19 protein-coding genes are annotated in these 26,092 nt (G+C 74.5%); 9 read left to right on the top strand and 10 right to left on the bottom strand.

Translation table 11 applies throughout. The features are described from left to right. Positions 1–57: 57 nt before the first annotated feature. A complete protein-coding gene (locus WMF26_RS43530; RefSeq protein ID WP_437997526.1) occupies positions 58–2,220 on the bottom strand; it encodes a protein kinase domain-containing protein in 2,163 nt (720 codons plus the stop codon). A 326-nt stretch (positions 2,221–2,546) separates the two neighbouring features. Between WMF26_RS43530 and argS the strand changes: the two genes are divergently transcribed. Both argS and WMF26_RS43520 read left to right on the top strand, forming a co-directional pair. Continuing rightward, positions 2,547–4,280, top strand: a complete 1,734-nt coding sequence (gene argS, locus WMF26_RS43525; protein WP_437997525.1) for an arginine--tRNA ligase — start codon at positions 2,547–2,549, stop codon at positions 4,278–4,280. Positions 4,281–5,055: 775 nt separating this feature from the next. After that, the gene (locus tag WMF26_RS43520; protein ID WP_437997524.1) at positions 5,056–6,288 is read left to right on the top strand and encodes a choice-of-anchor L domain-containing protein; all 1,233 of its coding nucleotides are present in this window, start codon (positions 5,056–5,058) and stop codon (positions 6,286–6,288) included. An 81-nt stretch (positions 6,289–6,369) separates the two neighbouring features. Here WMF26_RS43520 and WMF26_RS43515 read toward each other — a convergent pair whose 3' ends face one another. Together WMF26_RS43515 and WMF26_RS43510 are read right to left on the bottom strand one after the other, a co-directional pair. After that, complete coding sequence (locus tag WMF26_RS43515; RefSeq protein WP_437997523.1) at positions 6,370–6,807, bottom strand: hypothetical protein; 438 nt, start codon at positions 6,805–6,807, stop codon at positions 6,370–6,372. A gap of 508 nt (positions 6,808–7,315) precedes the next feature. Beyond that, positions 7,316–7,684 carry a hypothetical protein gene (locus tag WMF26_RS43510; RefSeq protein ID WP_437997522.1) on the bottom strand — a complete coding sequence of 123 codons (369 nt, stop codon included), beginning with the start codon at positions 7,682–7,684 and terminating at the stop codon, positions 7,316–7,318. Between the two features lie 354 nt (positions 7,685–8,038). Between WMF26_RS43510 and WMF26_RS43505 the strand changes: the two genes are divergently transcribed. The 3 genes from WMF26_RS43505 (at position 8,039) to WMF26_RS43495 (ending at position 11,938) form a co-directional block, all read left to right on the top strand. Next, positions 8,039–9,889: an ABC transporter ATP-binding protein gene (locus WMF26_RS43505; RefSeq protein ID WP_437997521.1), complete on the top strand. Its 1,851-nt coding sequence runs from the start codon at positions 8,039–8,041 to the stop codon at positions 9,887–9,889. 56 nt (positions 9,890–9,945) lie between these two features. Further along, entirely contained in the window at positions 9,946–10,398 is a 453-nt protein-coding gene (locus WMF26_RS43500; protein ID WP_061623626.1) for a helix-turn-helix domain-containing protein, read from the top strand. A 268-nt stretch (positions 10,399–10,666) separates the two neighbouring features. Then, positions 10,667–11,938 (top strand): serine/threonine protein kinase, encoded by a 1,272-nt coding sequence (locus tag WMF26_RS43495; protein ID WP_437997520.1) that lies wholly within the window; start codon positions 10,667–10,669, stop codon positions 11,936–11,938. Between the two features lie 370 nt (positions 11,939–12,308). On the opposite strand, the gene orn is transcribed toward WMF26_RS43495, so the two are convergent. Then, positions 12,309–12,872 (bottom strand): oligoribonuclease, encoded by a 564-nt coding sequence (gene orn, locus WMF26_RS43490; protein ID WP_437333950.1) that lies wholly within the window; start codon positions 12,870–12,872, stop codon positions 12,309–12,311. Between the two features lie 121 nt (positions 12,873–12,993). Between orn and WMF26_RS43485 the strand changes: the two genes are divergently transcribed. Then, complete coding sequence (locus tag WMF26_RS43485; protein ID WP_437997519.1) at positions 12,994–14,226, top strand: acetyl-CoA C-acetyltransferase; 1,233 nt, start codon at positions 12,994–12,996, stop codon at positions 14,224–14,226. After that, positions 14,223–15,341 (top strand): cation diffusion facilitator family transporter, encoded by a 1,119-nt coding sequence (locus WMF26_RS43480; protein ID WP_437997518.1) that lies wholly within the window; start codon positions 14,223–14,225, stop codon positions 15,339–15,341. The genes WMF26_RS43485 and WMF26_RS43480 overlap by 4 nt, the downstream gene beginning before the upstream one ends. Before the next feature lie 14 nt (positions 15,342–15,355). On the opposite strand, the gene WMF26_RS43475 is transcribed toward WMF26_RS43480, so the two are convergent. The 5 genes from WMF26_RS43475 to WMF26_RS43455 form a co-directional block, all read right to left on the bottom strand. Beyond that, a complete protein-coding gene (locus WMF26_RS43475) occupies positions 15,356–16,870 on the bottom strand; it encodes a glycine betaine ABC transporter substrate-binding protein (protein WP_437997517.1) in 1,515 nt (504 codons plus the stop codon). Beyond that, positions 16,867–17,640 (bottom strand): ABC transporter ATP-binding protein, encoded by a 774-nt coding sequence (locus tag WMF26_RS43470; protein ID WP_437997516.1) that lies wholly within the window; start codon positions 17,638–17,640, stop codon positions 16,867–16,869. The genes WMF26_RS43475 and WMF26_RS43470 overlap by 4 nt, the downstream gene beginning before the upstream one ends. A 70-nt stretch (positions 17,641–17,710) precedes the next feature. Next, on the bottom strand, positions 17,711–19,291 hold the full coding sequence (locus WMF26_RS43465; RefSeq protein WP_437997515.1) for a hypothetical protein: 1,581 nt from the start codon (positions 19,289–19,291) through the stop codon (positions 17,711–17,713). Beyond that, positions 19,249–19,632 (bottom strand): hypothetical protein, encoded by a 384-nt coding sequence (locus WMF26_RS43460; protein ID WP_437997514.1) that lies wholly within the window; start codon positions 19,630–19,632, stop codon positions 19,249–19,251. Before WMF26_RS43460 ends, WMF26_RS43465 begins: the two co-directional genes overlap by 43 nt. Beyond that, positions 19,632–22,106 carry an Hsp70 family protein gene (locus WMF26_RS43455; RefSeq protein WP_437997513.1) on the bottom strand — a complete coding sequence of 825 codons (2,475 nt, stop codon included), beginning with the start codon at positions 22,104–22,106 and terminating at the stop codon, positions 19,632–19,634. Before WMF26_RS43455 ends, WMF26_RS43460 begins: the two co-directional genes overlap by 1 nt. 176 nt (positions 22,107–22,282) lie before the next feature. On the opposite strand from WMF26_RS43455, the gene WMF26_RS43450 reads away from it, so the two are divergent. Next, positions 22,283–23,107, top strand: coding sequence for a Uma2 family endonuclease (locus WMF26_RS43450; RefSeq protein ID WP_437997512.1), 825 nt, complete (start codon positions 22,283–22,285; stop codon positions 23,105–23,107). Between the two features lie 49 nt (positions 23,108–23,156). On the opposite strand, the gene WMF26_RS43445 is transcribed toward WMF26_RS43450, so the two are convergent. Beyond that, positions 23,157–24,314 (bottom strand): CAP domain-containing protein, encoded by a 1,158-nt coding sequence (locus tag WMF26_RS43445; RefSeq protein ID WP_437951939.1) that lies wholly within the window; start codon positions 24,312–24,314, stop codon positions 23,157–23,159. Positions 24,315–24,507: 193 nt separating this feature from the next. On the opposite strand from WMF26_RS43445, the gene WMF26_RS43440 reads away from it, so the two are divergent. Next, complete coding sequence (locus tag WMF26_RS43440) at positions 24,508–25,983, top strand: MlaD family protein (RefSeq protein WP_061625132.1); 1,476 nt, start codon at positions 24,508–24,510, stop codon at positions 25,981–25,983. The last annotated feature ends 109 nt before the right edge of the window (positions 25,984–26,092 follow it).

Raw genomic sequence — 26,092 nt, 5'->3', positions numbered from 1 at the left:
CAGCGCGGGCGCAGCGGCGCAGCGCGGGCGCAGCGGCGCAGCGGCGGGCGCAGCGGATCAGTAGCGCAGCCGGTCGCGCAGCGAGCGCACCGCGCGCTCGAGCCCCGCGTGGTGGTGGAAGCAGCATTGCCCGATGCGCGGCTGGCACTGCGACGAGCGGAGCATCTCCAGGAACACGAGCGCGCGCGCGTCCCCCTCGAGCGCCGCCCGCTCGAAGAGCGCCTGCTTGCGCCGGCAGGGGGCCTCGCGCAGCTCCACGGCGATGCGCAGCGGGGCGCTCGCGCGCTCCAGCACCTCGGGGCGGCGGAGCAGCGCGGCCGCGCGCTTTCCGCCCTGCGTGCCGCCGTAGCCGCTCACGATCTCGTAGGCGATGTCGAGGCCCTCCTGGCCGAGGCGGCTCTCCAGCGCCTCGAAAATCGGGTCCGCGCGGCCGTCGGGCCGGTACGAGCTCTTCACCGCGACGGCGGCCGCGGCCGTCATCACGTCGCGCTGCTCGAAGGCGGCGCGATCCTTGTCGAGCAGCACGAAGAGCGCGCTCTCCGCGTCCTCCCATCGCTTCGCCCGGACCGCCCCCACGAGGCGCTCCCGCTCGGCCGGGAGCTCCGCGCCCTCGAGCGGAGCCGGCCCGGCGAGCGCCGCGACGTCGGCCGACGCCGCCCCGGAGCCGGCCGGCGCGGGGGCCGAGGCGCTCGCGGTCGGCGCCGCGGACGGGGCCGGCGGGGGCGCGCCGAGGGGCTCAGGCACCCGGGTGGCCGGCGCCGCGGCGGCCGGCGCGTGCATGGCGGCGGTCGCCTCCTGGAGCTCCGGGCCGGCGACCGCCGGCGCCGGGGCGCCCGCGACCGCCGGCGCGCCCGCGGGCAAGCGGCGGAGGAGCACCGCGCCGCCCGCGACGCCGGCGGCGACCAGCGCGGCCACCGCGACGAGCCAGCCCCGGGCGCGCCTCCGCGGCCGTGGCCGGCGCTCCGCCGTTCCGCGCGCCGCGTGCGCCTCGTGGGCCGCGTTCCCGCGCGCCTCATCCCCGCGCGCCGCGAGCGGCGCGCCGGACGCCGCCATCGCGGCGCCGCCGGCCGCGCCGTCGAGGGCCGCGACCCCGCCGGCGGCTGCGGCCCCGCCGCGCGCTGCGCCTTCGAGCGCCGCGGCTCGGTCGTGCCGCGCCGGCGGCTCGGGCGGCGTGGCGGCCTGGAGCGCGCGCAGCGGGTCGCCGAGGGACCACGACCCGCTCGAGAGCGGCTCTTTCCACGGGAGGAGGCCGAGGGCCTCGGACCGCGGCACGGCGGCGTCGAGCGCGGCGAGCAGCGCGCGCGCGCTGGCGGGGCGCGCCGCCGGGTCCTTGCGCAGGAGGCGCATCACGAGCGCCTCCAGCTCGCGCGGCACCTCCACGCCCGGAGCGCGCAGCCGGAGCGGCGGCGGCGCGGTCTCGCATTGATCGCGGAAGAGCTCGACGGGCACGATCGAGTCGAACGGGTGCTTGCCCGCGAGCATCTCGTAGAGGATGAGCCCGAGGGCGTAGAGGTCGGAGCGCTCGTCGACGTGCTCCATGCCCTGCGCCGCCTCCGGCGCCATGTACGCGAGCGTGCCGAAGACCATGCCGCTCAGCGTGATGCGCATGGGCTCGGGCCGCTCCTCGCCGCCGTGCGCGGTCGTCGTGGCGAGGCGCTCCAGCGGGACCTTCGCGAACCCGAAGTCGATGAGCTTCACGGCGTCGGTGCCGTGCTCGACCATGACGTTGCGCGGCTTCAGATCGCGGTGGATGACCCCGCGCTCGTGCGCCGCGGCGAGCGCCGCCGCGATCTGCCGCGCGAGCTCGGCGGCGCGCGGGGCGGGCACCGGCCCCTTCTTGATGATGCGATCGAGCGTCGTGCCGCGGACGTGCTCCAGCACGAGGAACCGGGAGCCGTCGGGGAGCGTGCCGAAGTCGGTCGCCGACGCGATGTTCGGGTGCTGGATGTGCGCGCCCGCGATCGCCTCGCGCTCGAAGCGCGCGGTGAGCTCCGGCGAGCCCTGCGCCGCGGGCAGGAGGATCTTCACCGCCAGCCACTTGCGCAGGAGCAGGTGCTCGGCCTTGTAGACCGCGCCCATCCCGCCGGTCGCGACGAGCTCCACGATCCGGTACCGGTCCGAGATGACCGTCCCGACCATCCGGGCGGCCGCGCTCTCCGCGGGCGCGTCGCTCGCGGCGGGCTTCGGATCGCCGGGGGCAGGGGGCAGGGAGGCGCTCACGGGAGGCGTGAACTGTCCGGCCTAGCCCGATTTTTGTCAAAGGGGGATCGCCGCCGCGCGCCGCGCCGGCGCGCGCGCACGGAGGCCCGTTTTCCTCGGTGGATCCGCGGGTCGCCGCGCAATCGGCGCGCTGCCGCGCGCGGCGGCGCGAGCGCCCGGCCGAGACGGCCGCGCCGCGGGCGGCGGCGCGCGGTTCGGCGCGCTGTTCGGCGCGCGGTTCGGCGCGCGGTTCGGCGCGCGGTTCGGCGCGCGGTTCGGCGCGCGGTTCGGCCATGGAGCGCCGGCTTCCTATTGAATTGGCCGCGGGGCCGGGCCAAGGATGCGCCATGGCCGATCCCGTCCACGTCCTTTCCCGCGCTTTCCAGGAGGCGATCACCGCCGCGTTCGGCGCCGAGCACGCCGGAGCCGACCCCTCCCTGCGCCGCTCCAGCCACGCCGATTACCAGGCGAACGCCGCGATGGCGCTCGGCAAGCGCCTGGGCAGGCCGCCGCGCGAGGTCGCGGCGGCGATCGTGGGGGCGCTGCAGCTCGGCGGGATTTGCCGGAAGGTGGAGATCGCCGGCCCCGGGTTCGTGAACCTGACGCTCGAGGACGCCTACCTGACGCGCGAGCTCGCCGACACGGCGAGCGGCGGGCGGCTCGGGATCGCGCCCGCGGCGCAGCCCGAGACGGTGATCGTCGATTACTCGGGCCCGAACGCCGCGAAGGAGATGCACGTCGGCCACCTGCGCAGCACGATCATCGGCGACGCGCTCGCGCGCGTGCTCGAGGCGCTCGGCCACCGGGTGATCCGCCAGAACCACCTGGGCGACTGGGGCACGCCGTTCGGCATGCTGATCGAGCACATGCTCGATCTCGGCGAGGCGGCCGCCTCGCAGGAGCTCTCGGTCGGCGATCTCGACGCGTTCTACAGGCAGGCGCGCGCCAAATTCGACGGGGATCCGGCGTTCGCCGAGCGCTCTCGCCGGCGGGTCGTGCGGCTCCAGGGCGGGGACGAGCAGACGCTCGGGCTGTGGCGGCAGCTGGTGCGCGAGTCGACGCGCTACTTCGAGTCGGTCTACCGCCGGCTCGGCGTGACCCTGACCGAGGCCGATTTCGCGGGCGAGAGCTTCTACAACCCGATGCTGCTCGACGTGCTCGCGGAGCTCGGCGAGAAGGGGCTGGCGCGCGAGAGCGAGGGGGCGCTCTGCGTCTTTCCGGCGGGCTTCACGGGCAAGGGCGGCGAGCCGCTGCCGCTCATCGTGCGCAAGCAGGATGGGGGCTACGGCTACGCCACGACGGATCTGGCGGCGATCCGCCACCGGCTCACGACGGTCGGCGCGCAGCGGCTCATCTACGTGGTCGGCGCGCCGCAGAGCCAGCATTTCGCGATGGTCTTCGCGACGGCGCGGGAGGCGGGCTGGCTCAGGTCGCCGGCGCGGGCCGAGCACGTGGCGTTCGGGTCGGTGCTCGGGGCCGACAAGAAGATGTTCAAGACGAGGAGCGGCGACACGGTGAAGCTGTCGGATCTGCTCGACGAGGCCGTGGAGCGCGCGACCAAGGTGGTGCGGGAGAAGAACCCGGAGCTCGACGCCGAGGCCGCGGGCGCGGTGGCGCGGGCGGTCGGCGTGGGGGCGGTGAAGTATGCGGATCTCTCGAGCGATCGGATCAAGGATTACGTGTTCGACTGGGATCGGATGCTGGCGTTCGAGGGGAACACGGCGCCCTACCTGATGTATGCGCACGCGCGCATCCGGTCGATCTTCCGGAAGGCGGGGGTGGAGTCGCCGCGCGGGGTGGGGATCACGGTGGGCGAGCCGGCGGAGCGGGCGCTCGCGCTGGAGCTGCTCCGGTTCGGCGCCGTGCTCGAGGACGTGGCGGCCACGCTCGAGCCGCATCGGCTGTGCGGTTACCTGTTCGAGCTCGCCGGGTCGTTCACGACCTTCTACGAGCGCTGTCCGGTGCTCCGGGCCGAGAGCGAGGAGGTGCGCCGCTCGCGGCTCGCGCTGTGCGATCTCACGGCGGAGGTGCTGGCGAAGGGCCTCGGCCTGCTCGGGATCGAGGCCCCGGAGCGGATGTAGCGCGCCCGGGGGGCGGGCGGGTTACCCGCCGGGGGGGGAGCCGACGGTGGTGACCGGATTTGAACATGAAGGCGGGAAGGCGGGAAGAAAAGATCAATGATCTTCCTGCCTTCCCGCCTTCATGTGAATCACTCCGGGGCAAATTGGGCCACCACCGAGGCGACCGGGGTTGGGCCAACCCGACCGGCAGGTTGACCCGACCGTGGTTGAGCCGACCTGACCGGGATTGGGCCGACCTGACCGGGGTTGAGGCCGACCCGGCCGACCCGACCGGGGTTGAGGCCGACCCGGCCGACCCGACCGAGGTTGACGCCGACCCCGACCGGGGTTGAGGTTGACCCGACCGGGGTTGGGCTGAAGCCGCGCCGACCGAGGTTGCGGCCGACCCGAGCCGATCGAGGTTGCGGCCGACCCGAGCCGATCGAGGTTGCGGCCGAGCCGACCGGGGTTGACGCCGAGCCGACCGAGGTTGCGGCCGACCCGAGCCGACCGGGGTTGCGGCCGAGCCGACCGGGGTTGACGCCGAGCCGACCGAGGTTGAGGCCGACCCCGACCGAGGTTGAGGCCGACCCCGACCCGACCGGGGTTGAGGTCGCCCGGCCGGCGCTGGGCCGACCCGACCGGGGTTGAGGTCGCCCGGCCGAGGTTGAGCCGACCCGTCCGAGGTTGAGGCCGTCCGAGGCCGTCCGAGGTTGAGGCCGTCCGGTGGGCGCCTGATCCGACCGGGAGTGCGTGCAGGCCCGGGCTCGATCCTGTCCCCATGGCAAAGTGCAGTATGACTGATCGTCAGCTCGCTCCCCCCGTCCCCGGCGTCGCCGCCATGACGGCGCTCCTCGTCGCGCTCGGGTGCTCGGCCGTCGGTGGCTCCCCCGCGCCGGGCGGCGCGGACGACGAGCGCGCGCAGCCCCCGGACACCGGCGGCGAGGACGGCTCCGGCGGGCTCGATGCGCCCGGCGCGCCCGGCTCGGGCAGCGGCGGCGCCGGCCCCGTCACCGACCCCAACGCGGACAGCGACGGAGACGGCTTCACGCCCGCCGCCGGCGACTGCAACGACGCCGACGCCAACGTGAACCCCGGCGCCATCGAGGTCGAGGTCACCGAGCCCGACGCGAGCGGCCACATCCCCGCGCCCGCCGACGAGGACTGCGACGGCGCCATCGACAACGTCGCACCCCCCTGCGACGACGGCCTCTCGCTCGAGGACTTCGACCCGGCGAACGGCGCCCGGGCGATCGACCTCTGCGCCTTCGCCTCCCGCGACGACCGCCGCTGGGGCGTGCTCTCCGCGAGGTACGTCCGCGGGGACGGCTCGCCCGCGGCGCGGTCGCCCGCCGTCGGCCTCTTCGACGGGTTCGGGCCCAACGTGCGCGTGCAGGGCGGCGCGCGCCTGCTCGCGCTCTCGACGGGGCGCGCCCGCCTGCCGGACCACCCGAACGCCTGCCGGTCCGAGAGCTGCTCGAGCTACGGCCCCGGCGCCGCGCCCCCCGGGTTCCCCCAGGACAACCCCGACTGCCCTCCCTCCGACTTCATCAACGACGACATCGGCCTCGAGGTCGTCCTCCGCGCCCCGCAGAACGCGACCGGCTACGAGTTCCTCTTCAAGTTCTATACGTACGAATATCCGGAGTGGGTCTGCGAGGACTTCAACGATCAATTCGTCGCGCTGGCCACGCCGGCGCCTCCCGGGTCGTACAACGGCAATCTCTCGTTCGACGGCGAGGGCAGGCCGGTCAGCGTCAATATCGCGTTCTTCGATGTCTGCGACGGATGTCCGCTCGGCTCGAGCGAGCTCGTCGGGACGGGCTTCAGCCCGCGCCGCGACGGCGGCACCCGGTGGCTGAAGACCCGGGCGCCGGTGCGCGGCGGCGAGGAGATCTCGCTCCGGTTCATCCTCTTCGACACCGGCGACGATCGCTTCGACTCCACCGCGCTCATCGACGGATTCCGCTGGATCGCGACCGGCGGCACCGTGAGCGTGGAGACCACGCCGGCCGTCGATCCCCGCTGAAGCCGGAGGCGCTCCCCGGCCGCGCGCGCACCTGGCCGCGCCGCGAGCGCGCCCTCCGGCCGCCTCGCCCCGCTCCTCGCGCTACCGGCAGCTCCGGCACTCCCCGCCGCAGTCCACGTCGAGCTCGCTTCCGTTCATGACCCCGTCGTCGCACGACGGCTCCTGGCAGACACGCTCCCTGCACACGCCGGACCCGCAGTTCTCGCCGGCGACGCACCCCTCGCCCGCGGCGCAGAGCGGGCACGAGCGCGTGCCGCAGTCGACGCCGGTCTCGAAGCCGTTCGCCACGCCGTCCACGCACGTCGGGGCCTGGCACGCTCCCAAACGACAGACGCCCTCCTTGCAGTCGATTCCCGTCTCGCAGGAGGCCCCTAAGCGACAAGGCTCGCACGAGCCGCCGCAGTCGGTGTCGGTCTCACCTTCATGACCATCCTTGATCCCATTGCTGCAATGCGGCGGGATACAAGTGTTCTCGGTGCAGGTCCACCCCTCGGGGCATTCGTTGCAATCCCACATCATGACGGCACCATCCTCCCCGCACGAAAGGAAAAAAGTCGCCGTCAGCCCCAATGCAGTGACGCGTCGAAGCATGGTGCTCGCTCTTCTGGTAGTTGATGGTCCGGTAACGACGACAGTACATCAAGCACGGCCGGCAAGGGCACCGATCTGGCCGTTTACGCGCGGATTTCTAGCATTCCGGACTGCTGGCCCAGATTGTCAAAGAATCGACATGAGGGGATTCTCCGGCGGCGCGGGGGCCTGGATCCGACGCGCGGAGATGGGACATACGGAGATGGGACGTGCAGAGTAAGGCGAGGGGAGGGAGCTCATCGGCGCGCGGGGGCCGCCGCACCGGCCGTTCTCTACGGATTCGACAGGAGCCCATCGCTCGATGGCTCCGATGGCGCGCGCGGCCGACAGGACCGCTCGAAGCGCCCCGGCTGGGGGAGTGAGGGTGAGAGGGGCTCTGCGACGGCGCCTGGCTCGGCGGCCGGACGGCGGCGCGCTCGGGGGCGGCGCGCCGCGCTCAGGGGCGGGCGGGGGCGCGCCGCGCTGCGACGAAGGAGCGCACGCAGAGGGCGACGTAGCCCGCGGAGAGCACGGCCATCAGGGACTGCGCGATGACGGCCGCCGGGCGCTCGACGTCGCCGCCCGAGAGCAGGGCCGGCAGCTGGGACAGGCCGCGGGCGGAGCCGAGGACGCCGAGGACGCCGACGAGCGCCGACGCGTGCATGGCGTGCATGCGGTACTTCTCCTGACGCGCGAGCACGCCGAGCCCGATCGAGACCACCCCGAAGCCGGCAGGGATGAGCGCCGTCGGCGCCCTCGTGGCCGCGAAGCCGCCGACGCCGAGCGCGGTGAGCAGCGCTCCGTAGCCTATCGTCGTAGTGGACATGCTCGACATGCACAGCCTCCTTGTTCGGAGCCCCCGGGATACCGCGCCCGGGGCGCGCCCGCCACCGCGGCCGCCCGCGCGCGTGCCCCGCGGCGCGGGTGACCTGGGGCCCGAGCGCCGCCGCCGAGCGCGCGCCGGGCGCGTCCCCGTCCCGGCGAGGCCGGCGGAGCTCGCTGCGCCGCGCGCCCCTCCCACGCCAGCGCGCGCCCCTCCCGCGCCAGCGCGCGCCCCTCCCGCGCCAGCGCGCGCCCCTCCCGCGCCAGCGCGCGCCCTCGCGGGCCTCCCCACGCCTGCGCGCTCGCTCGCGGGCGCCTGCGCGGGCAGCGCGCGGCGGCGTGGTTAGAATCCGCCCTCATGCTCGGCCTCTCCCGCCTGCGGGACAGCTTTGCCTACACCCCGCGCACGCTCCAGCTCGTCTGGCGCTCGTCGAAGGCGGCCAGCCTCGCGCTCGCCGCGCTCACGCTGGCGGCGGCGGTGCTGCCGCTCGGGGTCGCCTACGTGGGAAAGGCGATCATGGACGCGGTGGTCGCCCGCGAGGAGCGCGCGGCGCTCGTGTGGGTCTCGGTCGAGCTCGGCCTCGTCGCCGCGCTCGCGCTCGCGCAGCGCGGGCTCTCGCTGGCGCGACAGCTGCTCGGCGCCCGGCTCTCCATCGACATCCACGCGATGATCCTCGGGAAGGCGCTCTCGCTGGAGCTCCGCCATTTCGAAGACCCCGAGTTCTACGATCAGCTCACCCGGGCGCGGCGCGAGGCGTCGTCGCGCCCCGCGTCGGTCGTGACCGAGAGCTTCTCCCTCGTGCAGAACCTGATCACGCTCGCCGGGTACGCCGCGTTGCTCGTCGGGTTCAGCGGCTTCGCGGTGCTCGCGCTCGTGCTCGCGGCCGTCCCCGCCACGGTCGCCGAGGCGCGCTTCTCCGGCGCGGCGTTCCGCCTCCGCAACTGGCGCTCTCCCGAGGCCCGCCGGCTCAACTACCTCGAGTACGTGCTCGCCAACGACGGCCACGCCAAGGAGGTGAAGCTCTTCGGGCTCGGGCCGATGTTCCTCGATCGCTACAAGGCGCTCGCCGCGTCGTTTTACCGGGAGGACAGCGCCCTCGCCGTCCGCCGCGCGGGGTGGTCCTATGCCCTGTCGCTCCTCGGGACCGCCGCGTTCTACGGCTGCTATGCCGCCATGGCGGCCTCCGCCGCGGCGGGGCGCCTCTCGCTCGGCGCGATGGTCCTTTACGTCGCCGCCTTCCGGCAGGGCCAGCAGGCGTTCCAGGCCGTCCTCGGCGGCATCGGCGGCATGTACGAGCACAACCTCTACATGTCGAATCTCTTTCAGTATTTGAGCATCCCGACCAGCGCGCCGCCCGCGCTGCCGGCCGGCGAGGCGCCCGCGTTGACGAACGGCGGCGCGCCCGCGGCGTCGAACGGCGGCGCGCCTGCGGCGCCCACCGACCGCGCGCTCGACAGGGGCGTGCGGTTCGAGGGCGTGGGCTACCGGTATCCTGGCCAGTCGCGCTGGGCGCTCCGGGGCATCGATCTCCACATCCCGAGCGGGCAGAGCCTGGCGCTCGTCGGGCACAACGGCGCCGGCAAGACGACGTTCATCAAGCTGCTCACGCGGCTTTACGAGCCCACCGAGGGGCGCATCCTGCTCGACGGCAAGGATCTCCGCGCCTGGGATCTCGACGACCTCCGCCGGAGGATCGGTGTCGTGTTCCAGGACTTCAACCAATACCAGCTCACGCTGCGCGAGAACGTCGGGCTCGGCAGCCTCGATCACCTCGGCGACGAGCCGCGCATCGCGCGCGCGGTCTCCGAGGGCGGCGCCGACGAGGTCGTGACCGCGGTGCCGGGGGGCCTCGACGCGCAGCTCGGGCGCTGGTTCAAGGACGGCGTCGAGCTGAGCGGCGGGCAGTGGCAGAAGATCGCGCTCGCGCGGGCGTTCATGCGCGAGCAGGCCGACATCCTCGTGCTCGACGAGCCGACCGCGGCGCTCGACGCCGAGGCCGAGCACGCGGTCTTCCAGCGGTTCCGGTCGCTGTCCAAGGGGCGGACGACGATCGTCATCTCGCACCGCTTCCCGACCGTGCGCATGGCCGATCGCATCGTCGTCCTCGACGGCGGGCGCATCGTCGAGGAGGGCACCCACGACGCGCTCGTCGCCCGCGGCCAGCGTTATGCCCGCATGTTCGCGCTGCAGGCCGAAGGATACCTGTAGCGCGCCCGGCTCCTTCTCGGCGGCTCAGGCGAGCTCTGCCTGCTAGGCTCGCGCTCATGCGCGACACGCTCCCCAGGGAGGTCGGTCAGGCGATCCGCATCCTCCGGTTGCTCCGCGGGCTCAGCATGCAGGAGTTCGCCGAGCGGGCGCAGCTCTCGGCCACCTACCTGCGGCAGGTGGAGCGCGGCGAGCGGGATCTCGGGCTCGGCGCGCTCGGCCTCATCGCGCAGGGGCTCCAGTGCGATCCGCGCCTGCTCCTGCCCGGCGACGGGCGCAGCCCGGTCGCGTCCGTCGTGGCAGAGCTCTTTGACCAGGCGCAGGAGACGCTCCAGAACGCGATCCTCTTTCTGCTCATGGAGCCTGACGATTCGCCCAGGAAGCAAGCAATGCTCGCCCTGGCCAGCGAGGATCCGGAGCGCTCTCGCGCGGCGGCTCCGCCCAAGTCGCGCCCGCCGGAGCGCGCCGTTTCAGGGCGTACCCCGCCGTCGAGCCGTCGTTCCGGAAAGTGAGCGCGCCGTCTCGCTCGCTCCGTGATCCCCGGTCCGCCCGGGCGACGGCTTCCGCGCGCAGGAGACCTCTGTTACCCTCGCGCCAACCGATGTTCCCCGAGCCGTGTCCGGGGGTGTCATGGACTCGAACCTCGTGCCGGAGGTCCGACGCAGTGAACAGAATTTCGTGGGCTGATCGAACATCGCAGATCGCGCTTCGCTCTGCTGTCTTCCCGCGCGGAGGGGTGGAAACCGCCGCGCTCCTCGGGGGGCTCGCGGCGGAGGGCCCATGGTGATCTTGGGCCAGGAGCTCGCCGGGTACACCATCGTCGCCAGCCTCGACTCTCCGGCTCCGGCCGAGGCCTACCGCGCGCTCGACGCGGACGGCCGCGAGGTCACGCTGTATGTCCAGGAGGATGTCGCCCTCGACCCGGAGGCGTTCCGCGGCGAGCTCGATCGGCTCCTCTCGCTGTCTCCGGCGATGCACGGCACCGTGCCTGTCATCGCCGGCGGCATGGAGGGCACGACCGGGTGGATCGCCGTCCGGCCGAGCGACGATCCCTCGGTGGAGGATCTGCTGCCCCGGCTCCGCTCCGTCGCCTACGAGCTCGCGGTCGACGTCGCGCGGACGCTCGGCGCGGCGCACGCGCTGGGCCTCGCGCACGGGGATGTCGGCCCGCATACGGTGGTGATCACCGGCCAGGGGGCCGCCGTCCTGAGGGCGTTCGGGCTGCACCGCCTGTTCGGGGCGCCCGCGGATCCCGTGGCGGACGCGGCGCGGTACCGGGCGCCGGAGCTCTTCGACGCGCGCGCGATCGATCCGCGCACGGACGTCTACGGGCTCGGGATGCTGCTGTACTGCGTCCTCGGGGGCCAGCGCCCGTTCGAGGGGCGCGACGACCTGGAGGCGTGCGCGCTGGACGAGGTGCCGCCGCCGCTCCAGGGCGTGCCGCCCCAGGTGCGCGAGGCGCTCTCGCGGGCGCTCGCCAAGGATCCGGACGCGCGCTTCCAGACCGTCCAGGAGCTCATGACCGCCGTGCGGCCGCTGCTCCTCACGGATTCGGCGCCCCTCGCCGGCGGGGCTCCGCGGCCGCCCGAGCCGCCGCCCGACACCGAGCGGAGCGCGCCCGCCCCGGCGTCGCGCAACACGCTGCCCACCGGCACCCTCCCCCCCGAGGCGATGCGGCACCCCTCGGTCCAGGTCGCCGCCCCGCGCCGGCGCCGCAGCGCCCTCCGGGCCGCCGGGGTGTTCCTGGTCGTCGCGCTGACGAGCGCTGCCATCGCGGTACCGCTGAGCTGGTACTTCGCCCGCCGCGGTGCGCCATCCCCGCGGCCGGCCGATCCTCCGGCGCACGTGAGCGATGTGGAGCACAGCGCGACGCTGGCCCCGCCGGTGAGCTGCGACCCGGGCGTGCCCGAGGCGGTGAGCCCGGCCGTCGAGAGGCCGACCCTGAGGTCCCGGGCGACGCGCCGCGCCGGGCCCGCCTCCATGGCCGTGACCCCGGCCGTGGACGCCCGCCGCAGCCCCGATCAGCGGTGGTACGGCGACCAGCTCTTCTGAGGCGATCCGCTGCCCCGCTGGCAAACGACACCCCGGCGGATTGGGGCCGCCGGGGTGTCCGCGCCGCAGACCTCGTGCCGGAGGCCTGGACGCATGGCTAGCCTACTAAATGCATTCCCTCGATCGATCTATTTTTCTCGCGACGCCGACATTTTTCTTCTCATTACCAGCAGCGCGGCGTCTTCGCCCGAGGGAGCAGACCTCGACGCCGGGTCGAGCGCGCGGCTTGCCCTGAGGTGGACCGGGGGGGTGGACGGAGCGCGCGCTCCGGGGTTGAGCGCGTGGGGGGAGCGCCGGGCGGGGAGGCGAGCTCGCGGGCTGCCGCGAGCTCGGGGCTCGCCCTCGAGCGCGCCTCGCGTCGGCGTGCCGCTCAGCGCGTCCCGGTGCCCGGGAGCGGCTGGAACACGTTCGCCCGGTACCACCGGAGCTCCTCGATCGACTCGCGGATGTCGTCGAGCGCGCGGTGGATCTCGCGCTTCTTCGGCGCGGCGCGCGTCGGATACCAGCGGCGCACGAGCTCCTTGAGGGTGGAGACGTCCACGATGCGGTAGTGCAGGAAAGAGAGGAGGTCCGGCATGTAGCGCTGCAGGAAGGCGCGGTCCTTCCAGACCGAGTTGCCGCACAGCACGGCCGTGCCCTTGTCGCAGTGCGCCTCGAGGAACGCGCGCGTCTCGGACTCCGCGTCGCCGACGGAGAGCGTGGAGGCGCGGATGCGCGCGAGGAGCCCCGAGCGCTCGTGGAGATCGCGGACGAAGTCGCTCATCCCCGCGAGGACGTCCTCGGGCTGGTGGATGACGAGGCACGGCCCCTCGGCGACGACGGTGAGATCGGGCTCCGTGACGATGGTCGCGATCTCCACGATCGCGCACGAGCTCTCGTCGAGCCCCGTCATCTCGAGATCGACCCACACCATGCGCTGCGACCGGTCCGTCATCGGCGGCGAGCATAGCCGATCCGCGTCGGTTCAGGGCCACCGAGACCCGGCGCGAGCGGGCTGCCCCGGGAACGGGTGGTATGCTAAGGCAGGGCCGGACACCGAGCGCGGGAGGCCTGTCATGCGAGACGTTTTCATCGTGGATGCCGTTCGCACGCCGCGCGGGCGCGGCAAGGCAGGCAAGGGGGCGCTCTCGGGCGTGCACCCCCAGGAGCTCCTCGCGCAGACGCTCAACCGCCTCGCCGAGAGGACCGGGATCCGCAAGGACGACGTGGAGGACGTCGTCGTCGGGTGCGTGACCCAGGCGGGCGAGCAGGGGGCGTGCGTCGCGCGCACCGCCATCCTCGCGGCCGGCTGGCCGGACGGCGTGACCGGCGTGACCGTCAACCGCTTCTGCGGCTCGGGCGCGCAGGCGGTGAACTTCGCGGCCATGGGGGTCATGTCCGGCCAGCAGGAGGTCGCCGTCGGCGGGGGCGTCGAGAGCATGTCGCGCGTGCCGATGGGCTCGGACGGCGCGCCCCTCGACGGCAACAACCTCGCCCTCCGCAAGAAGCTGGCGATGGTGCCGCAGGGCATCTCGGCGGACCTCATCGCGACGATCGAGGGCTTCTCGCGCGAGGACGTCGACCGCTTCGCGCTGGACAGCCAGCACAAGGCCGAGCGGGCCGCGCGCGAGGGGCGGTTCGCGAAGAGCCTGTTCACGGTCGTCGATCTCGACGGAAAGCCGCTGCTCGACCGCGACGAGCACCCGCGCGCCGGGGCCACGATGGAGGCGCTCGCGAAGCTCGAGCCGGCGTTCGCCGGCCTCGGCTCGACCCCGATGGGCCCCGCCGGCGAGACCGTGGACGAGCTGGCGCGCGTGCGGTACCCGCAGGTGGCGTCGATCGAGCACGTCCACACGGCGGGCAACTCGAGCGGCATCGTGGACGGCGCGGCGGTGGTGCTGCTCGCGTCGGGCGACTACGTGAAGGCGCACGGGCTCAGGCCGCGGGCGCGGCTCCGCGCCATGGCGACGGCCGGGGCGGAGCCGGTGATCATGCTGACGGCCCCGGCGCCGGCGTCGGAGCGGGCGCTCAAGAAGGCGGGCATGCAGGCGCGCGACGTCGATCTCTGGGAGATCAACGAGGCGTTCGCCGCGGTGCCGCTGCAGACGGCGCGCAAGCTCGGCGTCGACCTCGACCGCGTCAACGTGAACGGCGGCGCGATCGCGCTCGGGCACCCGCTCGGCGCGACCGGGGCGTGCCTGATCGGCACGGCGCTCGACGAGCTCGAGCGCGCCGATAAGGCGACCGCGCTGATCACGCTGTGCATCGGCGGAGGGATGGGCGTGGCGACCATCATCGAGCGGGTGTGAGCCGCGCCGGCGCCGCGATGGGGGTGCCCGACGATCACGGGAGCGGCGCCCATGAGCACCCGCACCGTGACGACGCTCCGCGCGGCGAGCCGCGCGCGCACGACCCTCACGGCGCGCCCGGCCACGACCATGATCACGACCACGATCACGATCACGGCGACCCGCGGCACCACGACCACCATCACGACCACCGGCGCGCCCCGCTCCGGCGGCTCCTCGCGGCGTTCGCGCTCACGGCGTCGTTCCTGGTCGTCGAGGCGGCGGTCGGGTGGTGGTCGAAGAGCCTCGCCCTGCTGGCCGACGCGGGGCACATGCTCGCCGACGCCGCGGCGCTCGGGCTCGCCATCATCGCGCAGCGCATCGCGGCCCAGGCGCGGACGCGCGCGCGGACGTACGGCTACCGGCGCGCCGAGGTGCTCGCGGCGTTCGCCAACGGCATCGCGCTGGCGCTGACGGCGATCTGGATCTTCATCGAGGCGGTCCACAGGTGGCGCGCGCCGCAGGCGGTGCACGCCGAGGCGCTGGCGATCACCGCCTCGCTGGGGCTGCTCGTGAACGTGGCCTCGGCGCTGCTGCTCTCGACCGGCGAGCGCGGGCACAACATCAACACGCGGGCCGCGCTGGCGCACGTGCTGTCGGACGCGCTCGGCTCGGTCGGCGCCATCGTGGCCGGCGTGCTCATCCTCGCCTTCGGCTGGACCCGGGCCGACCCGGTGATCAGCGCGGCCATCGGCACGCTCGTGCTCTGGGGCGGCTGGCGGCTCGTGCGCGACACGTCGCGCGTGCTGATGGAGGGCAGCCCCATCGAGATCGACCTCGCCCACGTCGAGGACACGATCCGGAGCGTGCCCGGCGTGCTCGACTTCCACGACCTGCACGTCTGGTCGATCTCCGACGGCTTCAACGTGCTCACGGTGCACGTGGTGCTCGCCAGGGGGTACCACGGGACGGACGTGGCCGCGGCCGTGGGCCGGCGGCTGCGCGAGCGGCACGCGCTCGACCACTGCACGATCCAGCCCGAGCCGCTCCACGAAGAGCGCCTCGTGACGCTCCGGCGCCCGGGCGCCGGGTCGCCGCGCGGCGACCGGCCCGCCGGCGACCCGAGCGGCGCGTAGCCGGGCGCGGCCCGTCAGAGCTCCCGCAGCAGCGCCTCGGCGACCTCCGCGGGGGACTTTCCCCGCTCGTCGACGGCGACGTTGAGCTCCCGCATCCGCTCCGCGCCGATCTTGCCCTCCAGCCCCCGCAGCGCCTCGATCACCTCCGGGTGCTCCCGCGCGAGCCGCGCGCTCGCGAGGACGACGGCGTCGTAGGGCGGTATCGCCCGCCGGTCGTCCTCGAGCACGCGCAGGTCGAACGACACGATCCGCCCGTCCGTCGAGAAGGCGCTGATGACGTCCACCTCGCCCGCCCTCACGGCCTCGTACATGAGCGACGGGTCCATGCTGCGCTGCCTCGCGAACGCGATCCCGTAGCGCTGCTCGACCGTCTTCCACTCGGCGCGCTCGAAGAACTCGTAGTCTCCCCCGATCGACATCGATCGCGCCGCGGGCACGAGATCGCTGATGGTCCGCACGCCGAGCCGCTCCGCGCGCTCGCGCCGCAGCGCGAGCGCGTAGGTGTTCTCGAAGCCGAGCGCGGCGGCGACCACGATCCCGTGCTCCTCGAGCAGGTACCGCGTGACGCCGCGGAGCACCTCGCCCCGGTCGGCCGGGGCGTCGCCCCGCTTCATGACCGCCGTCCAGAGCGTCCCGGAGTATTCGACGTACGCGTCGATCTGGCCCGTCCTCAGCGCGTCGAACGCCACCGTCGACCCGAGCGACTCCACCGCCTCGGTGGGCAGCCCCGTCTCCTGCGCGATCTTCCCCGCGAGGACGCGGCTCAGGATGTACTGCTCGGTGAAGGTCTTCGATCCGATGGCGATCCGCCGCGCGCCGCCCCCGAGCGCCCCCCGGGCGAAGCCGGCCGCGGCGATCGCGTAGAGCAGCGCGAACGCGCCGATCGCCGCGGCCACGAGGCCCCGGCGGCGCCGGCGGAGGCCGATCTCGAGCGCCCGCACCGTGCCGTCCAGCACCAGCGCCAGCGCCGCCGCCGCCGCGCACCCGACGAGCACGGCCGCCGTGTTGCGCGTCTGCAGCCCGCTGAAGATGTAGTTGCCGAGGCTCTCCGCGCCGATGGGCGTCGAGAGCGTCGCGGTCCCCACCGTCCACACCGCGGCCGTCCTGATGCCGGCGACGATCACCGGCATGGCGAGCGGCAGCTGCACGCGCCGGAGCCGCTGGCCCGGCGTCATGCCGACGCCCTCGGCCGCCTCGATCAGGGCCGGATCGACGCTGGAGAGGCCCACCACCGTGTTCCGGAGGACCGGGAGCACGCTGTAGAGCACGAGCCCGATCAGCGCCGGCAGGTAGCCGATGCTCGCGGCGCCGATCGCGGCGAGCGCGGGCACCATGAACGCGAGCAGCGCGAGGCTCGGCACGGTCTGGATGACGCTCGCGACGGCGAGCACCGGCTGCTCGAGCCGGCGTGCGCGCGAGACCAGCACGCCGAGCGGCACGCTGACGCCCGTCCCCACGAGGAGCGCGACGAGCGTGAGCTCGAGGTGCGCGAGGAGGCGCCCGGGGAGCAGGGCGAGCTGCTCGTTCACGGCCGGCGCTCCCCCTCCCGGAGCAGCGCGTCGATGACCGCCGCCTGCCGCTTCGGCGTCCCGACGAGCTGCGCCACGTACTCGTCCGCGGGCGCGGTCATGAGCTCCCGCGGCGTCCCCACCTGCGCGAGCCGCCCGCCGTTCATCACGGCGATGCGGTCGCCGAGCAGGAGGGCCTCGACGAGGTCGTGGGTCACGAAGATCGCGGTCAGGCCGAGCCGGCGCCGGATCGCCAAGAACGACTGCTGCAGCCGGTCGCGCGTCAGCGGATCGAGCGCCCCGAACGGCTCGTCGAGGAGCATCACCCGGGGCTCGGCGGCGAGCGCGCGCGCGACCCCGACCCGCTGCTGCTGGCCGCCCGAGAGCTCGTCGGGGCGGCGGTCGCGCACGGCCGCCGGATCGAGCTCGCAGAGCTCGAGGAGCGCGTCGACCCGCGCCCGGATGCGCGCCGCGTCCCAGCCGAGCAGCGACGGGGTGACGCCGATGTTCTCCGCCACGGTCAGGTGCGGGAACAGCCCGAGCCGCTGGAAGACGTAGCCGATGCGCCGGCGCAGCGCGTGCGGCGGCTCGCCGGTGATGTCCTTGCCGCCGATCCGGATCGCGCCCGACGTGGGCTCGATGAGGCGGTTCACCATCTTGAGCGTGGTCGTCTTGCCCGAGCCCGAGCCGCCGAGGAGGACGAGGAGCTCGCCCTCCTCGACGCGCAGCGAGACCCCGTCGACCGCGATCGCGGTGGCGTAGCGCTTCGTGACCCGGTCGAGCTCGATCATGCGGCCGGCTCGGAGGGATCCGGACGAACCGCCTCCGCCCCGGCGCGCGGCGCGGGCGCGCTCTCCCGCGTCATACCCCGCACCCGACGTTGCCGCGCTGGAGCCCGGCGAGGCGCGCGTCCTCGAGCGCCTCGGCCTCGGCGAGGAGCCACCGGAACATCGCGTTCGCGATCGCCCGCTCCTTGCGCGCGTTGAACAGCCAGACGGCCGCGTGGCAGACGTCGGCGTGCACCTTGGGGAACGCGAGGCGGCGGAACTCCGCGCCGGCGAGCGCCGCCGCGGCCTCGTACTGCGCGCGCAGCGAGATCCACTCGCGCCACTCCGACAGCGCCGGCAGCTCGCGCTTCTCGTCGACGCGGCGGCGGAGGGCGTCGCACGCGAGCTCCACCTCGGAGAGGAGCTCGTCCCGGAGGCGCCGGCGCGTGCGGCCGATCGTCCCGCCGAGATCGTCCCACGCCTCGCGCGGCACGCGCGCCGCCCGCAGCGCCGCCGCGAGGTCCTCCTCGACCGCGCGCGAGAGCGGGCCGAGCGCCGCCTGCGCGCCCGAGGCGCCGAGCAGCTGCGCGCGCTCGCGGAGCTCGGCCTGGGCGCGCTCGTCGTCGAGCGCCGCGTCCCACGCGCCGCCCAGCCGCCGGAGATCGTCGCCCGAGACCTTGCCGCGCGGCCGCAGCAGCATCGTCGCGTGGAGCAGCACCGCGCGGCTCCACAGGTCGCCCTCGGCGACCTTGGCGGCGCACGGCTCGGGCTCCTCCGGCTGCGGGGGCGGCGCGCCCTCGCCGGCGGCCAGGGCGCGGCGCACGAGCGGGAGCGTGGCGCGGCGGTGGGGCGCGGCGAGCCAGCGGAGCCAGAGCTCGAGCGCGCCCGGCGCGGGCGCCTCCCCGAGCAGCCGCGCGGCGACGGCGCCGAGCAGCGACAGCGCCCGGCCGCCGCCCTCCCGCGCGCGCTCGAGCACGGCCGGCCAGTCGCCGCGCGAGGCCGCCTCGGCGGCGAGCCACCCGGCGGCGACGCGGCGGGCCTCGCGGGGGCAGGCGCGCGGATCCAGGGTGCGGACGCTCTCGAAGAGCAGCCGCGCGCCTTCCTGGTCGCCACGGTACGCCGCGAGCATCGCCCCGGCCGCGACCCCGGCGCCGCCGAGCGAGGCCCGCCGCATCGCCGCGGCGCCTGCCCCGGGCGGGGCCGCCGCGTCGCGGTCGAGCAGCTCGCTTACCCAGGCCTCGGCCTCGGGGTCCGGCCGCCGCGCGCGGCAGAGCGCCCACGCCGCCGCGAGCGCCGCGCCGCCGCGCGGGTCCGCGGGCCACGCGAAGAGCGAGCGCCTCGCCGCGCCGTACGCCGCGCGCGGCAGGCCGAGCGGGATGAACACGTGCCGCGCGGCGAGCCAGGGCCCGAAGAGCGCGAGGGGCGGCGCGAGCACGAGGAGGCCAACGAGCGACCCGCGCGGAACGGTGGACACGAAGAGCACCGCGAGCACGCCCAGGAGGATGCGCGCGAAGGTGCCGAGCGCGCTGTCGTCGGTCGCCCTCTGGCCGGCCATCCGCTGCTCGATGAGCAGGGGCACGACGACGACCGCGGTCGCGACGACGAGGACGGCCATGAACGCGAGGGCGAGCATCACCGCGCCCTCCAGCCGAGCGCCGACAGCGCGTCCGGCCACGGCGCGCGCGGATCCTCGCCGGGCGGCTCCGGCGGCGGCAGCTCGCCGAGGTCGTCGTCGAGGTCGTCCCTGGGCGGCGGCCTCGGGTCGAGCCGCGCCCAGACCTCGTAGGCGAGGCGCCGCTCCGGGTCGCGGAGGGCGGCCATGGCCTGGCGCACCTTGTCGGCGGTCCGCGCGCCGGGGCCGACCGGCGTCGGGTAGGTCGCCGCGCTCGCGAGCTTGAGCTCGAGCATCCCGAGCAGCTTCTGCCCCTCGCGCTCGATCTCCGCGCGGCTCGCGGTCGGCCGCAGGCCGAGCACGTAGAACGGGTTGTCGCGGATGCGGCCGAGCGCGCCGTCCATCAGCGCACCCCCGACTCGTGGCCGAGCCTGCGCTTCTGCGCGTCGACCGGCAGGAGGCGCCAGATCTCCTCGGTGATCGCCCGCAGCGCGGCCGTGTCGCCGCGCTCCGCCGCGCCGCGCCCGTCGCGCACGAGCTTCTGCGCGCGGACCAGATCCGACGCCTGGTGCGCCTCGGAGGCGGCGTCCTCGAACATCCACACCCACGCCTTCGGGTGCCGCTGGAACGCCGCGCTGCTCAGGTTGCGGACGAGGCGGAGCTGCCGCTGGAGCTCGACCTGGTTCTTCTCGGCGCGCGCCCGCGAGACGCCCTGCGCGGCCTCCTCGAGGAGCGCCTTCTCGGTGCTCGACCCGAGCTGCGAGATCCACACCGACGCGTTCGCGACGGCGGCCTGGGCCTCGGCCTCGAGCTCCGGCCAGCGCTTGTCGGCCTCGGCCTGCTCGAGCAGCACGTCGAGCTCGAGCAGCGCGCGCCGCGCCTTCTGCCCGGCGTCGGCGTCGCCGCCGCGCGCCGCGGCCGCGTCGCGCTCCACCTCGACGAGCGCGCACTCGACGTAGGTGACCTTGCCGAGCGCGTGCGGCGCGTTCCTGCGCAGGGCGCTCTCGCGCACCGAGGCGAGCCGCTCGCGCATGGCCGCGAGCGAGGCGTCGAGCACCTCGGGCGCCGCCTCGGGCACGAGCAGGTGCGCGACGCGCTCGAACACGAGCCCCTGCGACGGGATCAGCGCGCGCGCCGACAGGTGCCCGCCCCGATCGAGCTCGAGCGTGAGCTCGATCGCCGCGCCCGCGGGCAGGGCCTGGGTGAGCCCGCTCCCGTCGATCTCGAGGGTCCCGACCACGCGGCAGAGGTGGGCGACGTCGAGCTCGCCCTGCACGATGGGGATCTTCAGCACGCACGCGCTGGAGCCCTTCGGGACGCTCTCCACGCTGTGGTGCACGAACGTCCGCCGGGCCGGCAGCGGCGCGCCCCGCTCGAAGTAGACCCGCACGGAGTTGTCCGCGAGCGCGACGCCGACGGTGCGCGACAGCGGCGGATCGCTGATCGTGAGCCCCTGGACGATGGTGATCGACCGCGGGTGCACCGGCACCCGCGCGCCGCCGGCCGCGGTCGCCTCGACGCGGAACACGTTCGGCCGGCGCGGGAGCAGGTCGACGGTGACCACGAACGCCCCCTCGGCGTCGAGCGGCGCCTCGGCGCTCGTCCAGCCGTCGCCCTCGCGCGCGAGCCGGATCCGCTCGGGCGCGGGCCCCGGCCCCTCCACGACGCGGCCCACCACGTGGGGCGTGAGGTCGCTCGACATCGCCGGGTACTGGAGCCAGAGCCGGCGGCCCTCCTCCTTGGCCCCCTCGGCCCGCGCGCGGGAGGCGGATGCCCGCGCGTCGAGCCCGGCGGTCGCCGCGTAGATGGCGGCCCCCTGCGCGACGAGGGTCATCGGGTCGAGCCCCTCGCCGAACGGCGCGCCGAGCGCGTCCCGGACGCGCGCCCGCAGCGCCGGCATCACGGTCGGCCCGCCCACGAGCACGACGCGCGCGAGCTGCGACGCGTCGAGGCCGTGCGCCGCGAGGAGCCGCCGGCAGACCTCGATCGAGCGGTCGATGATCGGCGCGCAGAGCGCGTCGAGCGTGGACCGCGCGAGGACCAGATCGACATCGACGTGCGCGCCGCCCACCTCGAACGCCCCGGGGATCGCGAGCGCCGCCTCGTCGGCGCGGGTGAGCTCGATCTTGACCTCCTCGACCGCGAGCTTGAGCTTGCGGAGCGCGGCCGCGTGCCGCGGGTCGGCCCGGCTCACGGTGACGCCCTGGGTGCGCGCGATCTCGGCGAGCGCCCAGTCGACGATGGCCCAGTCGAAGTCGCGCCCGCCGAGGAAGTTGTCGCCGTCGTGCCCGACGACGCGGAGCAGCCCGTCGCGCGTCTCGAGCAGCGAGGCGTCGAAGGTCCCGCCGCCGAGGTCGTAGACGAGCCAGCTGCCCGTGGGCTCCTCGGCCGTCCAGCCGGCCGCGAGCGCCGAGGCCACCGGCTCCTGGATGAGCTCGACCCGCTCGAACCCCGCGAGCCGCGCCGCCTCCGACGTCGCCGCGCTCTGGGGCAGCTCGAAGAGCGCGGGCACCGAGATCACCGCCGAGGCGGGCAGGGCCCCGAGGTGCTCGGCGACGTCGGCGCGGAGCGAGCGGAGCACCTCGGCGGCGAGCTCCTCGGGCTTTTTCGTCACCTTCGCCGCGGCGAACTCGATCGGCTGGGCCGTCCCCATCAGCCGCTTGAACTCCGCGCGGGTGTTCTGCGGGTCGCTCTCGAGGAACCGGCGCGCGCGCGCGCCGACCGTGGTCGTCCCGCGCGCGTCGATCCGCACCACGCTCGGGGTGAGCGTCGCGCCCTGGGAGTTCCTGACGAGGGTGACCTTCTCGCCGTCGAAGGCGGCCGCGGTCGAGTTCGTGGTGCCGAGGTCGATGCCGACGTAAAGCGGGCGTGCAGCCATCGGTGCAAGGATACACGCGCGGCACGGCGGCCGCCCGGACGAGCCGCAGGCGCCGGTGCGGCGGTGAACAGCGGGCGATCGGCGAGCGCCGGGCGCCTGCTCGCCGTAAGCTTCGGGCCGACGGTCCATCGAGCCCAGGAGCTGACGGATCAGCGCGGCGCGGGTAGAATCCAGCCATGAGCTGTGCGACCCCGTGGCGTGTAGATCCCGACGACCCGCGCGCTCCGACCGTCGAGGTGTGGGAGCAGCTCACGCCCGAGCAGCGCCGCGAGATCGTGGACAGCCTCCCGTCCGAGTTCCCCCTGGACGAAGCCTCGCCGCCCGAGGGCGATCCGCACTGGCATCCGGTGGCGCGGGCGCGCACGACGCTCGATCGCTGGTTCCGGCGCGCTGGCCGCCGCGTCTACGTCAGCGGCAACCTCGCGGTTTACTACCCGGGCGAGCGCGTCTTTTCGCCGGACGTCATCGCCGTGGTCGACGTGGAGGCGCACGAGCGCGACCGGTGGGTCGTGTTGGACGAGGGCAAGGGCCTCGATGTCGCCCTCGAGGTGATCGTCCGCGGAAAGCGCAGGAAGGACCTCCAGCGCAACGTGGAGTGGTTCGCGCGGCTCGGCATCCCGGAGTACTTCGTGTACGACCGCAAGCGCGGCTCGCTGCGCGGCTTCCGCCTGCCGTCCTCGGGAGCGAGGGTCTACGAGCCGCTCATCCCCCAGCGCGGCCACTATGCGTCACGGGTGCTGGGGCTCGATCTCGTCATCGACGACGGCAGGCTCCGCTTCTATGCGGGCGACGCCGCGATCCCCGACACCGACGAGCTCATCGACAAGCTGGGCGCGCTCGTCGACGCCGCGGAGCAGCGCGCGCACGAGCTCGAGTCGCGCCTCGACGAGGAGGCCCGCGCCCGCGAGGAGGAGGCCCGCATCCGCGAGGAGGCCGAGCTCCGGCTCGCGGAGGCGCTGGCGGAGCTCGAGCGGCTCCGGCGAGAGCGCGGCGGCGCCTGATCCCCCCGGCGCCTGACCCCGCCGGCGTCTCGCGCCCGGTGCGCTGTCGTCACCCCGCGAACAGCTGCGTCACCCAGACCCGGCCGCTCGGGTCGCGCACGACGGCGACGCCGGTCCTTCCGTAGCGCCGGTCGAGCAGGTTGCCCCGGTGCGACGGGCTCGCCCAGATCGCGCGGTGCGCGCCCTCGGTCGTGCTCGAGCTGGCCACGTTCTCCCCCGCGATCGTCGCCCGGTAGCCGGCCGCCTTGAGGCGCACCGCCGGGTCGCCCGAGCCCACGTCGTGGCCCACCATCTTCGCCTTGATCATCTCCTCGGAGTGCGCCCGCGCCAGCGCGGTGAGCGCCGCGTCGCGCGCGAGCGCCGGCAGGCGCTCCGAGGCCCGCGCGGCGTTCATCATCCGCAGCATCGCGTCCTCGTCGCCCTGCGCCCCCTTCGCGGCCTCCTCGCCGGGCGCGGTCGCGCGGACGTACCGGCCCGGCGGGGCGCTCCCCGCGAAGATCATCGCCTCCAGCACGGGCCTCGGCCCGGTCGACACCGTGGCCAGCACCTGCACCAGCCAGCTCCCCGGCTGGTCGACCGCGAAGCTCGAGCGGAGCCGCGCGCCCGACAGCGAGCTCAGCACCGTCTTGGGCGCGCCCCGCGGCCCCAGCAGCACCACCTTCACCGCGCTCGCCGGCACCCGCATCGTCCCCTCGAGGGTCACCCACTGCCCCACGCGCGCCGTCGTCGGCAGCGGCGACAGATCCGCGAGCGCGTCCACCCCGACCGCGGCCACGATCACCGTCCCATCCGGCTTCTTCGCCTGGGCCACCCCACATCGCCGCACCCCGAGCGTGGTCCAGCCCGCGATCCACCCGTCGAGCCGCGCCCCGACCTCGTCCGGCCCCAGCCCTCGGCCGGAGATCGACCAGCCCCTGGGCCAGGCGTGCGGCGCGCCCGCGGCGCGCAGCGTGAAGGCGAGCTCGTCGGGCGGCATGATCTCTCCTCCCTGGAGCTGCCGCTCGACGTTGCGCCGGGCGACGGCGGCGAGCGCCGCGTCCGCGCTCCCGCAGCGCGCCGCGAGCGCGGCGACGTCCGGCGCGAGGGCCGCGGGCGGCTGCGGCGATCGCGTCGCCGCCTCCCACGTGAGCGCCGGCGGCTCCGCTGCTGCCGCCCCGGCGAAGGTGAGCGCCGCGACGAACACCCCTCTGGCCCACCACGACCGCATACGCCTCGGCTAGCAGGTTTCCGGGCCTGGCGCCCGTCTCCGGCCGCCCGCGTGCGGCGGGAGACGGGCACGCGCCCGACCCGCGCGCGCCTCTTCGCGCCGGACCGCGGCGCGCCACGCCGCCACCCGTCGCGTCGGGGAGAAAGCCGCGCGGTCCCGCGGTCGGCTCGTGCTACCGTGGCCCTCGCGCAGGATGGCTGAGGTCTCCAAGGCCGCGAAGGTCGGCGTCATGACGATCGTGCTCGCAGGCGCGGCCTACGGCGGCTACCGCTTCGTCTCGCGCGACGTGGGCGGCGGGAACGGCTACCGCGTCTGGGCCACGCTGCCGGACGCCATCGGCGTGTCCCCGCAATCGCGGGTGATGATCTCGGGCATCCAGGTCGGCGTCGTCGACAAGATCTCGCTCTACAACGGCCAGGCGCGCATCGACATCAAGATGAGCCCCGACGTCCCGCTCTACGAGGACGCGGCCATCGGCAAGCGCGCCACGAGCCTCATCGGCGAGTCGTTCGTCGTGCTCTCGCCCGGCACCGAGGGCAAGCCGCGCATCCCCGACGAGGGGCGGGTCCTCTATTACATCGATGAGCCGACGATCCAGTCGATGCAGGGGCAGGTCGCCGAGATCCTGAAGGACGTCAAGACCGTCACCGAGACGCTGAAGAACACCGTCGGCTCCGAGACCGGGCAGGAGCGGCTCGCGCAGATCCTCGACAACCTCGCGGACGTCACCGAGCAGATGAACGCGACCGTCCGCGAGAACCGCGCGGGCGTCACGCAGACGATCAACAACATCAACCAGATCACGGGCGAGTCGGGCCCGCGCCTGCGGGAGATCCTCCGCAACGTCGAGCAGGTGACCCGCGACATCCGCACGATGACGGCCGCGGCCGAGGTGCCCGGCCAGCAGGGCGGGCAGCCCGGCGAGCTCCGGCGCGCCGCCGAGCGGGTGGGGCGCGCGACCGAGAACCTCGAGTCGGCGCTGAAGCACGTGGACAGCATCGCCGCGCGCGTCGACCGCGGGGAGGGGACGCTCGGCCGCCTCACCAAGGACGAGACGCTGATCAACGAGGTCGAGACGGTCGTCGAGGACGTCGGCGAGCTCGTCGGCGGGATCAGCCGCTTCCAGACGGTGGTCGGGCTCCGGACCGACTACAACTTCCTGGCCAACACCATCAAGAGCTACGTCGAGCTCCGGCTCCAGCCGACCGAGGACAAGTACTACGTCGTCGAGCTGGTGAACGACCCGCGCGGCAAGACGGACTTCCAGCAGATCGACGTCGACACGACCAACATCAACGACCCGGCGCACTACCGCGAGGTCCGCACGATCACGACGAACGCCTTCCGCTTCTCGTTCCAGTTCGCGAAGCGGCTCGGCCCGTTCACGGGCCGTTTCGGCATCAAGGAGTCGACGGGGGGCCTCGGCCTCGATCTCCACCTGCTCGACGACCGGTTCGAGCTCCGGCAGGACCTCTTCGGCTTCGGCGAGGAGCTGTCGCCGCGCTGGCGCGTCGCGCTCGCGTACGAGTTCATCCGCAAGCTGTGGCTGCTCGGCGGCATGGACGACATCCTGAACACCGATCGCCGGGATTACTTCATCGGCCTGCAGCTCCGGTTCAACGACGCCGACCTGAAGACGGTCCTGCCCTTCGCGCCGTCGAGCTTCTGAGCGTCCCCGGCGCCCGCGCCTCGACACCGGCGCCTCGGCGCGGCCTCCGCTCATGCGCCCGAGCCCGTGTGCTATAGCGCGGGCATGAAGCGCTCGCTTCTTCGCGGAG

Origin of the sequence: Sorangium sp. So ce185, from assembly GCF_051526825.1 — a bacterium.
Lineage (GTDB): Bacteria > Myxococcota_A > Polyangia > Polyangiales > Polyangiaceae > Sorangium > Sorangium cellulosum_D.
This window is presented reverse-complemented; position numbering and strand designations above follow the sequence as displayed.

What these genes read in the sequence shown, in the direction of transcription:
- orn (WP_437333950.1), bottom strand. Translation starts at nt 12,872, where the DNA reads ATGACGGACCGGTCGCAGCGCATGGTGTGGGTCGATCTCGAGATGACG.
- WMF26_RS43515 (WP_437997523.1), bottom strand. Translation starts at nt 6,807, where the DNA reads ATGATGTGGGATTGCAACGAATGCCCCGAGGGGTGGACCTGCACCGAG.
- WMF26_RS43460 (WP_437997514.1), bottom strand. Translation starts at nt 19,632, where the DNA reads ATGGACGGCGCGCTCGGCCGCATCCGCGACAACCCGTTCTACGTGCTC.
- WMF26_RS43500 (WP_061623626.1), top strand. Translation starts at nt 9,946, where the DNA reads ATGCGCGACACGCTCCCCAGGGAGGTCGGTCAGGCGATCCGCATCCTC.
- WMF26_RS43485 (WP_437997519.1), top strand. Translation starts at nt 12,994, where the DNA reads ATGCGAGACGTTTTCATCGTGGATGCCGTTCGCACGCCGCGCGGGCGC.
- WMF26_RS43455 (WP_437997513.1), bottom strand. Translation starts at nt 22,106, where the DNA reads ATGGCTGCACGCCCGCTTTACGTCGGCATCGACCTCGGCACCACGAAC.
- WMF26_RS43505 (WP_437997521.1), top strand. Translation starts at nt 8,039, where the DNA reads ATGCTCGGCCTCTCCCGCCTGCGGGACAGCTTTGCCTACACCCCGCGC.
- WMF26_RS43495 (WP_437997520.1), top strand. Translation starts at nt 10,667, where the DNA reads ATGGTGATCTTGGGCCAGGAGCTCGCCGGGTACACCATCGTCGCCAGC.
- WMF26_RS43510 (WP_437997522.1), bottom strand. Translation starts at nt 7,684, where the DNA reads ATGTCCACTACGACGATAGGCTACGGAGCGCTGCTCACCGCGCTCGGC.
- WMF26_RS43450 (WP_437997512.1), top strand. Translation starts at nt 22,283, where the DNA reads ATGAGCTGTGCGACCCCGTGGCGTGTAGATCCCGACGACCCGCGCGCT.
- argS (WP_437997525.1), top strand. Translation starts at nt 2,547, where the DNA reads ATGGCCGATCCCGTCCACGTCCTTTCCCGCGCTTTCCAGGAGGCGATC.
- WMF26_RS43440 (WP_061625132.1), top strand. Translation starts at nt 24,508, where the DNA reads ATGGCTGAGGTCTCCAAGGCCGCGAAGGTCGGCGTCATGACGATCGTG.
- WMF26_RS43470 (WP_437997516.1), bottom strand. Translation starts at nt 17,640, where the DNA reads ATGATCGAGCTCGACCGGGTCACGAAGCGCTACGCCACCGCGATCGCG.
- WMF26_RS43520 (WP_437997524.1), top strand. Translation starts at nt 5,056, where the DNA reads ATGACTGATCGTCAGCTCGCTCCCCCCGTCCCCGGCGTCGCCGCCATG.
- WMF26_RS43445 (WP_437951939.1), bottom strand. Translation starts at nt 24,314, where the DNA reads ATGCGGTCGTGGTGGGCCAGAGGGGTGTTCGTCGCGGCGCTCACCTTC.